The sequence below is a fragment of the Syntrophorhabdaceae bacterium genome, from assembly GCA_028713955.1.
Taxonomy (GTDB): Bacteria; Desulfobacterota; Syntrophorhabdia; order Syntrophorhabdales; family Syntrophorhabdaceae; genus UBA5609.
The window spans coordinates 1-3,544 of the sequence record JAQTNJ010000289.1; the positions used below are offsets into that span (position 1 = coordinate 1).

Annotated in this window: 4 protein-coding genes; 1 reads left to right on the forward strand and 3 read right to left on the reverse strand. The window is 48.4% G+C overall.

Annotated elements, in window-relative coordinates:
- From PHU49_15860 to PHU49_15870, 3 genes are all read right to left on the reverse strand, one after another.
- Positions 1-1,031 (reverse strand): HD domain-containing protein (locus PHU49_15860; GenBank protein ID MDD5245484.1); only part of this gene is annotated, 1,031 nt, incomplete at its 3' end.
- On the reverse strand, positions 1,018-2,001 hold the full coding sequence (locus PHU49_15865) for an adenylate/guanylate cyclase domain-containing protein (GenBank protein MDD5245485.1): 984 nt from the start codon (positions 1,999-2,001) through the stop codon (positions 1,018-1,020). The genes PHU49_15860 and PHU49_15865, both read right to left, overlap by 14 nt.
- A 54-nt stretch (positions 2,002-2,055) precedes the next feature.
- Entirely contained in the window at positions 2,056-2,334 is a 279-nt protein-coding gene (locus tag PHU49_15870; protein ID MDD5245486.1) for a hypothetical protein, read from the reverse strand.
- 95 nt (positions 2,335-2,429) lie between these two features.
- On the opposite strand from PHU49_15870, the gene PHU49_15875 reads away from it, so the two are divergent.
- A partial coding sequence (locus PHU49_15875) for a helix-hairpin-helix domain-containing protein (GenBank protein MDD5245487.1) occupies positions 2,430-3,544 on the forward strand: 1,115 nt, incomplete at its 3' end.

Sequence of the window (3,544 nt, forward strand, 5' to 3'; positions counted from 1 at the left end):
CCCTCTTTGTACTTCCAATGAGCGGCGATGCCTTCCTCGGCAATCTTGTGCATCTCATGGGTCCTTATCTGGACCTCGATCTTCTCACCATAAGGGCCGATAATCTTCGTATGGAGTGATTGGTACATGTTGGCCTTAGGAAGGGCGATATAATCGCTGAATTTTCCGGGGATGGGCTTGAAAAAGGCGTGGACGATGCCGAGGGCCTCATAGCATTCCCTTATATTATTGACGACAACCCTGAAGGCAATGATATCGTAGATATCATCAATATTCAGGGCCTCCTGTGTCATCTTGCGATAGATGCTGTAGAGCCGTTTTGCCCTCCCCGATATCTCGGCGTTAAGATGAAACTGATCAAATCTCTTTTTCAGGATCCCGATGACCTCGCTGATATATTCATCCCTTTCCTTTTTCTTCTGCGCAATCTTGTCGGCGATCATCCTGTACTCTGCCGGTTTCAGATATTTGAATGCCGTGTCTTCCAGTTCTTCCTTCATCCACTCTATCCCGAGCCTGTGTGCGAGCGGGGCATAGATCTCTATCGTTTCCTTCGAGATCTCCATCTGTTTCTCCGTTGACAGGAAGTTAAGGGTCTGCATGTTGTGATATCTGTCGGCGAGTTTCACCAGGATGACCCTGATGTCTTTGCTCATTGCGAGGAGCATCTTCCTGAAGTTTTCAACCCTCGACTCTTCTGACGTTTTAAGAGGGATCTTACCGATCTTTGTTACACCGTCAACGAGTTCGGCTATCTCTTTGCCGAAGTATTTTTCTATCTCGTCCTTACTGACGTAGGAATCCTCAAGCGTATCGTGCAAAAGCCCCGAAACGACGCTGGGGATGTCGAGATTCATCCTTGTCAGAGTATAGGCTACCTCAAGGGGATGGATCAGGTAAGGTTCACCCGACAGCCTCGTCTGCCCCTTATGTGCCTGCGCAGAGAAGACGTATGCCTTCTGGAGCATTTCCACATCAGCCTGTGGATTATACTTTAATATCTCATCAACGATGTCGTTAATCCTGACCATCTTTTATCCACTTATAGTATAAGACAGAATCGAAAGGTTGAGCAAATGCCAGCGAGCCGACATGTTTGAACGGTATGGATCCATCCAGTTTTTTTCTGGTTTCTTCTGAGATGACTATCTCACCGGGCGTAGCGAGTTTCTGAAGACGCGCGGCGATATTAACGGGCATGCCCAGCGCCGTATACTCTTTTTTGCTCGCGGAACCAAAGACACCGGTAATGACAGAACCGGTACAGACCCCGATCCCGATCCTGATGCCCCGGTCGGTCTCCTCTGTTTTCTGAACCATCTCGATTGCGCACCGCACCGCATTTTCTTCGTGGTTGTCCTGATAGACCGGGGCGCCGAAGAGGGCCATAATGCCGTCCCCTATATACTTATCGATGGTGCCCTTGTGTTTGATAATGACCTCGCTTAAAGGATGGAAGTAATACTTGTTGAGCAGGGCGGCGAGATCCTGAGGCGATGTTCTTGCGGAGAGGTCTGTAAATCCCCTGATGTCCGAAAAGAGTATTGTAATGGATGTCATTTTCGGCTCGAGCTGCGCGGGTTCCCTGAGGAGCTCGTTAAAGATATCCGGCGCGATGAATTGTTTCAGCTTTCTCTTCAGGTAGTACTCTTTGATCTTCCACTTGAGCTCTTTGTTCTCAAATGGTTTTGTAATAAAACCGTCGATCCCTGCTTCTATGGCCTTGATGGATGATTCAAGCGTTCCGTAGCCCGTGAGGATAATCTTTGTGATATCCTGATGGATCTTGTTGATCTCTTCTATTGTCTTGATCCCGTCTATTCCGGGCATAATAAGATCACAGATAACGATATCAAAGTTGTAAGGATCTTTTCCGAATATCTCCAGCGCCTCTTCGCCATCGCCTGCTACCTGTACCAGATACCCTTCTTCCTTAAGAAGCCTTGCCAACGACCGCCTGATTCCGTCTTCGTCATCAATAATAAGTATACCTATTTTCATATGTCCCCCCTGTTTTTATATTATCGCATGGAGTAAAAAATGACAACACCCAAGTTACATTATCGTACGCTTGTTTTTCCTTCGATCAAGGATCTCCGCCAGGACAGGGATAAGGAGAGAGCCAAATGGGGCAAGAAAAATGATCAGCACGGGCACATAGCAGGATAAGCGCTTCAGATGTTTCCTGAGCTGCGCCTTTTCCTCTTTTGTCCAGCCTGTGCCGGCATTCCTCGGTTTCATGAGGAGCTTCATGAAGCCGTTGATATGAACAGCTTCATTGAGGATCATCTTTTTATGTTTTTCTATAACCCGTTGTATAAAATACCGTATCATTTCTGTGCCCTTCACAGTCTACCAAAACGTCCGCAACAAATCACCACGAATGATGTTCTGCTTCCAATATTCCTAAATTTTGGATACTATTAACTATGCCGAACGATGAGAACATTCTTGAGGTTCAGGGTCAGATCGAAAAGATTACCTACTTCAACGAGGAAAACAACTATACCGTGGCGAAGATACGTATACAGGGAAGGGGAGATCTGGTAACAATGGTGGGGACCGTTTTTTCTGTTACACCGGGAGAGATCCTGAGACTGAAAGGCCGCTGGAGCAATCATCCCCGGTATGGTGAGCAGTTCATGGTAGTATCATATGAGTCCGTCCTCCCGGCAACCGTGAAGGGCATCGAACGGTATCTTGGCTCAGGGATGATAAAGGGCATCGGCCCCGTTATGGCAAAGAGGCTGGTCTCAGCCTTTGGCGTGGAAACACTGTCCATCATCGATCATGTACCGGACAGACTGAACGAGGTCGCCGGCATCGGTGAGAAAAGGATAGAGATGATCAGAAAGGCATGGGAGGATCAGAAAGAGATACGGGATGTGATGATCTTTCTCCAGGGCCACGGCATAAGCCCTGCCTATGCGGTCAAGATTTACCGGCAATACGGGAGGGATTCCATCCAGGTTGTTCGTGATAATCCTTACAGACTTGCCATGGATGTCTTCGGTATAGGCTTTGTAACTGCCGACAGGATAGCGGAAAAACTGGGGATACCGAAGGATTCCCAGGCGAGGATCGAGGCGGGCATACTGTATGTCCTGCAGGGACTTGCGGACGACGGCCATGTATATTACCCCTATGGCGAACTGGTACAGAAATGCAGCAGTATTCTGGAGATAGAAGAGAAGGATATTCCTGCATCACTTAAAAACCTTGTTGCGCAGAACAAGATAGTCATCGACGATCTTCAACCCACTCCCTCCTCCCTCCTTCCATCTTCCGATGCACCCGTCTACCTCTCCGCCTTTTATGTCTCTGAGGTGGGGATAACGAATAAGATGAAGGAGATCATTGCCTGCCCCAGGCAATTGAAACTGGTCGACGTTGAAGAGATTGCCGCGTGGGCGCAGACCGATCTCGGCATCACCCTTTCCGGGAGGCAACTGGCAGCGGTAAAGGCCTCTGTCAACAGCAAGATAATGGTCATTACCGGGGGGCCCGGGACAGGGAAAACCACCATTATCAACGCGATTATCAA

Coding starts and splice junctions, on each gene's coding strand:
- PHU49_15870 (MDD5245486.1), bottom strand. CDS start 2,334: ATGATACGGTATTTTATACAACGGGTTATAGAAAAACATAAAAAGATG.
- PHU49_15865 (MDD5245485.1), bottom strand. CDS start 2,001: ATGAAAATAGGTATACTTATTATTGATGACGAAGACGGAATCAGGCGG.